The sequence below is a fragment of the Paracoccus sp. (in: a-proteobacteria) genome, assembly GCF_047973135.1.
In the GTDB taxonomy this organism is placed as follows: Bacteria; Pseudomonadota; Alphaproteobacteria; order Rhodobacterales; family Rhodobacteraceae; genus Paracoccus.
Window position 1 is genome coordinate 1 of sequence record NZ_JBKEBL010000074.1, and the last position, 5,901, is coordinate 5,901.

Annotated in this window: 6 protein-coding genes; 3 read left to right on the forward strand and 3 right to left on the reverse strand. The window is 63.9% G+C overall.

Annotated features, from left to right (window positions below; genetic code table 11):
• The 3 genes from ACK5L9_RS06425 to ACK5L9_RS06435 all read left to right on the forward strand — a co-directional run.
• On the forward strand, positions 1 to 1,055 hold a 1,055-nt coding region (locus tag ACK5L9_RS06425), incomplete at its 5' end, for a circularly permuted type 2 ATP-grasp protein (protein WP_416910637.1).
• A 15-nt stretch (positions 1,056 to 1,070) separates the two neighbouring features.
• Entirely contained in the window at positions 1,071 to 2,027 is a 957-nt protein-coding gene (locus tag ACK5L9_RS06430; RefSeq protein WP_416910638.1) for an alpha-E domain-containing protein, read from the forward strand.
• Positions 2,028 to 2,030: 3 nt separating this feature from the next.
• Positions 2,031 to 2,864, forward strand: coding sequence for a transglutaminase family protein (locus ACK5L9_RS06435; RefSeq protein ID WP_416910639.1), 834 nt, complete (start codon positions 2,031 to 2,033; stop codon positions 2,862 to 2,864).
• A 232-nt stretch (positions 2,865 to 3,096) separates the two neighbouring features.
• Here ACK5L9_RS06435 and ACK5L9_RS06440 read toward each other — a convergent pair whose 3' ends face one another.
• The 3 genes from ACK5L9_RS06440 to hslU form a co-directional block, all read right to left on the reverse strand.
• The gene (locus tag ACK5L9_RS06440; protein ID WP_416910640.1) at positions 3,097 to 3,864 is read right to left on the reverse strand and encodes a TSUP family transporter; all 768 of its coding nucleotides are present in this window, start codon (positions 3,862 to 3,864) and stop codon (positions 3,097 to 3,099) included.
• A gap of 271 nt (positions 3,865 to 4,135) precedes the next feature.
• A complete protein-coding gene (locus ACK5L9_RS06445) occupies positions 4,136 to 4,315 on the reverse strand; it encodes a PLD nuclease N-terminal domain-containing protein (RefSeq protein ID WP_416910642.1) in 180 nt (59 codons plus the stop codon).
• Between the two features lie 57 nt (positions 4,316 to 4,372).
• On the reverse strand, positions 4,373 to 5,680 hold the full coding sequence (gene hslU, locus ACK5L9_RS06450; protein WP_416910643.1) for an ATP-dependent protease ATPase subunit HslU: 1,308 nt from the start codon (positions 5,678 to 5,680) through the stop codon (positions 4,373 to 4,375).
• Positions 5,681 to 5,901: the final 221 nt, after the last annotated feature.

Sequence of the window (5,901 nt, forward strand, 5' to 3'; positions counted from 1 at the left end):
AGGCCTACGAGAAATCCGTGGTCGGTGTGGTGCCGCCGCGCGGGGTCTATTCCCACATCATCGGCATCGACCTTGTGCGCACCGGCAAGGATGATTTCTTCGTGCTCGAGGACAATTGCCGCACGCCGTCGGGCGTCAGCTACATGCTGGAAAACCGCGAGATCATGATGCGGATGTTTCCCGAACTGTTCCGCGAGAACCGCATCGCTCCGGTGGACAGCTATCCGGAACTGCTGCGCCGCACGCTCGCCTCGGTCGCGCCGAGGAAGTGCGAGGGCGACCCGACCGTGGTGATCCTGACGCCGGGTCATTTCAACTCGGCCTATTACGAGCATTCCTTCCTTGCCGACCTGATGGGGGTGGAACTGGTCGAGGGGCAGGATCTGTTCGTCGATGGCGAATTTGTCTATATGCGCACCACCCAGGGTCCGAAACGGGTCGACGTGATCTATCGCCGGCTGGATGACCCTTTCCTCGATCCGCTGTGCTTCCGACCCGATTCGATGCTGGGTGTGCCCGGGCTGATGGATGTCTATCGCTCGGGCGGGGTGACGATCTGTTCCGCGCCCGGTGCGGGCGTGGCGGATGACAAGGCGATCTATACCTTCGTCCCCGAGATGGTGCGCTTTTATCTGGGCGAGGAACCCCTGCTGAACAACGTCCAGACCTGGACCCTGTGGAAAGAGGATGACTACAAGCATGTCATGGCAAATTTGCCCGATCTGGTCGTGAAAGAGGTTCACGGCTCGGGCGGATACGGGATGCTGGTCGGCCCGAAATCCACCAAGGAAGAGATCGAGACCTTTCGCAAGAAGATCGAGGCGAACCCCTCGAACTATATTGCCCAGCCGACGCTGTCGCTGTCCACCTGCCCCACATTCGTGGACGAGGGGGTCGCGCCACGCCATGTCGATCTGCGGCCCTATTGCCTGTGCGGCGACCGGATCGAGCTGGTGCCGGGCGGGCTGACCCGTGTGGCCCTGCGCGAGGGCAGCCTTGTCGTCAACTCGTCGCAAGGCGGGGGCGTCAAGGACACCTGGGTTCTGTCGGATTAAAGGGGAGAGACAACCATGCTTAGTCGTACCGCCTCGAACCTGTTCTGGATGGGCCGCCACCTGGAACGCGCCGAAACCGCCGCGCGCCTGCTGGATGTGGGCCAGCGGATCACGTTGATCCCGTCCTCGGACACGGCCTATCAGAACGAATGGAATTCGCTTCTGCGGGCCACGGGATCGGCCGATATATTTGCCGCGAAACATGACGAGATCACGCAAGAGACGATCGAGGATTTCATCTTCTTCGACCGCGACAACCCGTCCTCGGTCCTGTCCTGCGTCGAAAAGGCTCGCGAAAGCGGTCGGATCGTCCGCACCGCGCTGACCAGTCAGGTCTGGGACGCGCTGAACGTCGCCTATCAGGAATTGCGCAAGATCGAGCGCACGCCCCGCAGCATGGTGGATACCGCCGTGCTGACCGATTTCATCACCGGCCACACCTCGACGGTGCGCGGCGCGATCAATGCCACGCAATTGCGCAACGATGGCTGGCATTTCATGAATCTGGGCTATGGGCTGGAACGGGCCGATGCCACGGCGCGGATTCTGGACGTGAAATATTTCGTCCTGCTGCCCCGGATCGAGTTTGTGGGCTCTGGCCTTGACAGCTATCAGTGGCAAGTGATCCTGCGGGCGCTGTCGGCGCACCGGGCCTTTCACTGGGCCTATGGCGGCGATGTGACGGCGGGCCGGGTCGCGGATTTCCTGATCCTGAACGGCGAGGCACCGCGTTCGCTGATCACCTCGGTCTATGAAACCGTCTGGCATCTGGACGGGCTGGCCAAACGCTATGGCGACAAGGTTCCCACGACCGCCCGCGATGCAGCGCGACAGACGCTGGAGACCCTTCAGGGACTGGATATCGACAACGTCTTTGACGAGGGGCTGCATGAATTTCTGACATGGTTCATCGGCGAGGTATCCACCGTGTCGAACGCTGTTCATCGCGACTATCTGCTGGGGGGATCGTAAGCCATGAAGCTGCGCATTTCGCATGAAACCGTCTATGGCTATGACCAGCCGATCCGCAATCTGGTGCAAAGCCTGCGGCTGACGCCATCGATCTTCGAGGGGCAGAAAACCCATGAATGGCAGGTCGATGTCTCGGGCGGGGTCCGGGGCCCCAGCTTTCGCGACGGCGCGGGCGACTGGATCGAGGGCTGGACGATCCGCGGCCCCGTGCAAGAGATCGCCATCCGCACCAGCGGCCATGTCGAGACGCGCGACACCGCCGGCGTGCTGCGCGGCCATCGCGAGATGATCAACCCGCTGGCCTATCTGCGCGAAACGGACCCGACCACGCCGGATGACGGGCTGCGGGAACTGGCGGCCTCGGTCAAGGGGACGGGCGACGCGCTGGATCTGGCGCATAAACTGTCGGCGGCGGTCGCCGGGGCCATCGCCTATCGCCCCGGCGTGACCGAGGCGCAGACCACGGCGGCAGAGGCACTGACCCTTGGCGAGGGCGTCTGTCAGGATCACACCCACGCGCTGATCGCGGTGGCACGGCTGCGCGAACTGCCCGCGCGCTATGTCTCGGGCTATCTGCATTCGACGGTTGACGGTACGCCGCATGACGCGGCCCATGCCTGGGCCGAGATCCATGTCGAGGGATTGGGTTGGGTCGGCTTTGACGCAGCCAATACCTGCTGCCCGGATGAACGCTATGTCCGGTTGGGGTCGGGGCTGGACGCCCCCGACGCCGCGCCGATCCGGGGCATCGCCATCGGCATGGGCACCGAAAAGCTGGCCGTCGCCGTTCACGTCGAAGAGATCCCCTCGTCGCAATCGCAATCCCAGTCGCAGTAACCCTCGGGACGGCGGGCCTCGCCGGAATTTGCGGCGCGACGTCACCGCCGGATGATTTGCGTCCCGCGATGGCCGGGGGGATTGCATCCCCCGGACCCCCGGCTTTCCTGCGCGCGGGACATGTGCCGTCCTCCGCGCACAAACCCCGCCCGACACGTTTAAGGTGACTTTAGCTGACGGAAGCCAATTTGATCATCAAATTGGTTTCCGTCAGCTATAGTATTGGGCGAATTTACCGGGTCTGGATCATTTGCCAGATCAGACGCAGCGCCAGCCCACCCGAGGTAACGACCAGCAGTGGCTTGATCAGCCGCGCCCCGATCCGCGCTGCCAGTCGCGCGCCCAGGGCCGCGCCCCCGATCTGCGCCAGCCCCATCAGGATACCCAGCAACCACAGCGGCTGTCCGATCAGCGCGAATGTCAGCAATCCGCCAAGATTCGAGAACAGGTTCAACAGTTTCGTATGTGCGGTGGCCTTCAGGACTCCGAAGCCGGCAAGCGTCACGAAGGCGATCATGTAAAACGACCCGGCCCCTGGCCCCAGCAGACCGTCATAGAACCCGACCAGCGGCACTGCGGTCATGATGAACAACGCGGGCGCGATGCGCTGCGTGCGATCCATGTCGTTCAGCCCGCGTTTGACCGCGAAAAAGACTGCAACCCCGATCAGCACCATGGGCAGCACCATTCGCAGCGCGTCGGTCGGGACATGGCTGACCAGCGCGGCCCCGGCGATCCCACCCGCCGCCGCCATCAGCGCCGCGCACCACTGCCTGCGCGGATCGACCAGCCCCCGCGCGGCATAGCTGATCGCGGCCGTGGCAGCCCCGAACGTTCCCTGAACCTTGTTCGTCGCCAGCGCCTGCGCCGGAGGCACTCCGGCCAGCATCAGCGCAGGCACGGTAATCAACCCGCCCCCGCCCGCGATGGAATCGATGAACCCCGCAGCAAACCCGGCTGCGATCAGAAGCATCACAAGATCAGGTGCAAGCTCGAACATCGGCGCGAAGATGGATCAGCGGCAGGGGATTGTAAAGCGACGGGGCACGGGCATATCAGGGCTTTGCAGGTACGGCGCGACGGTCATCGTGCCGCGCCGATTGTCCCGACGGGCGTGAAAGCCGACCCGCAGCAGGGCCGACGGCAGCCTTCAGCCCCTTGCGAAGCCAGTGACAAGCGCAACAAGGGGCGGCCGGTCGCTGGCCCGGCGGCGCGATGCGCCTTGATTCCGGGCCGGGCCTTCAGGAACGGTCATTCGTCGGGGCCGCCGCTCAGCGCGAATAATCCGCCTTGGGCCCGGCGAACCACCAGATGATCAGCCCGACAAGCGGCAGGACCGCGATCAGCACGATCCAGATCAGCTTTTTCGATGTCTCTTCATTCGTGTTGATGACCGAGGCGATGGCCCAGACATCCAGCGCAAAGATGATGATCCCGAAAAGCCAGTCCATGACAATATTCCTTTCGCTTGGTCCCCCGCCAGCACCCGACGGGCGGAGATGGTTCCCCTACAAGACGTAACGTGACAGGTCGGTCGAGCGGGCCAGATCGCCCAGATGCCGTTCGACATAGGCGGCGTCCACGCTGACAGCCTCGCCACCCCTGTCCGGAGCGGCGAAGGACAGTTCCTCGAACACGCGCTCGATCACGGTATACAGCCGGCGTGCGCCGATATTTTCGACCGAGGCGTTCACCTCGGCGGCGATCCGGGCCAAGGCGGCGATGCCGTCATCGGTAAAGCCGACCGTCACGCCTTCGGTCGCCATCAGCGCCGTATACTGGCGCGTCAGGGCGTTGTCGGTTTCGGTCAGGATGAGGGTGAAATCTTCTTCGGTCAGCGCCCGCAATTCGACGCGGATCTGCAGGCGGCCTTGCAATTCCGGCAACAGGTCGCTGGGTTTGGCGACGTGGAACGCGCCCGAGGCGATGAACAGGATGTGATCGGTCTTGACCGCGCCGTATTTGGTGCTGACCGTTGTGCCCTCGATCAACGGCAGCAGGTCGCGCTGCACGCCCTCGCGACTGACATCGCCGCCGCGCGCCTCTTGCCTTGCGGCAACCTTGTCGATCTCGTCGATAAAGACGATACCGTTTTCCTGCACCGCATCCAGCGCGGCGGCCTTGACGGCCTCGTCGTCCAGCAGCTTGTCGGCCTCTTCCGCTATCAGCAGGTCATAGCTTTCGGCGACGGTCATCTTGCGCCGCACCCGCCGCCCGCCAAAAGCCTTCATCAGCCCCGACAGATCCATGATGCCGCCCATGGCCGCGCCGGGCTGGCCGGGGATTTCCATCGCCCCCAGAGGGTTGGAATTGTCCTGCAATTCCAGTTCGATCACCGTATTGTCCAGCTCGCCCCGCTTCAGCTTGTCGCGGAACATCTGGCGGGTGCCGTCGCGCGCGCCCTCACCCGCCAGCGCCTCGATCACCCGTTCCTCGGCTGAATGATGGGCGCGGGCCTTGACCTCTTCGCGCATCCTGTCACGGGTGTCGATCATCGCCGCATCGGCAAGATCGCGGATGATCTGTTCGACGTCGCGGCCGACATAGCCGACCTCGGTGAATTTCGTCGCCTCGACCTTGAGGAACGGCGCCTTGGCGAGCTTGGCGAGGCGGCGCGAGATCTCGGTCTTGCCGACGCCGGTCGGGCCGATCATCAGGATGTTCTTCGGATAGACTTCCTCGCGGATGTCGTCGGCGAGCTGCTTGCGCCGCCAGCGGTTGCGGAGCGCGACGGCGACGGCGCGCTTGGCGTCCTTCTGGCCGATGATGAACCGGTCGAGCTCTGAGACGATCTCGCGGGGGGTGAGATGGGTCATTTGGAAACCTCGAATGGGGCGGCGGCGCGGGGAACATCCCGCGCACCGCGACGTTGGCTACCCGTATCCAAGCGGGAGGACATGTGATGCCCAGCGCCCAGGAACTCCGGGAAAAGCTGTTGAAGTCGCTCAGATCCGACGAAGTCGTGATGTTGGGCGTGGTGGGACCGAGGGACAATCACAAGCGGCCCATGGCGGCGCGGTTCCGCGACTCCGACGCG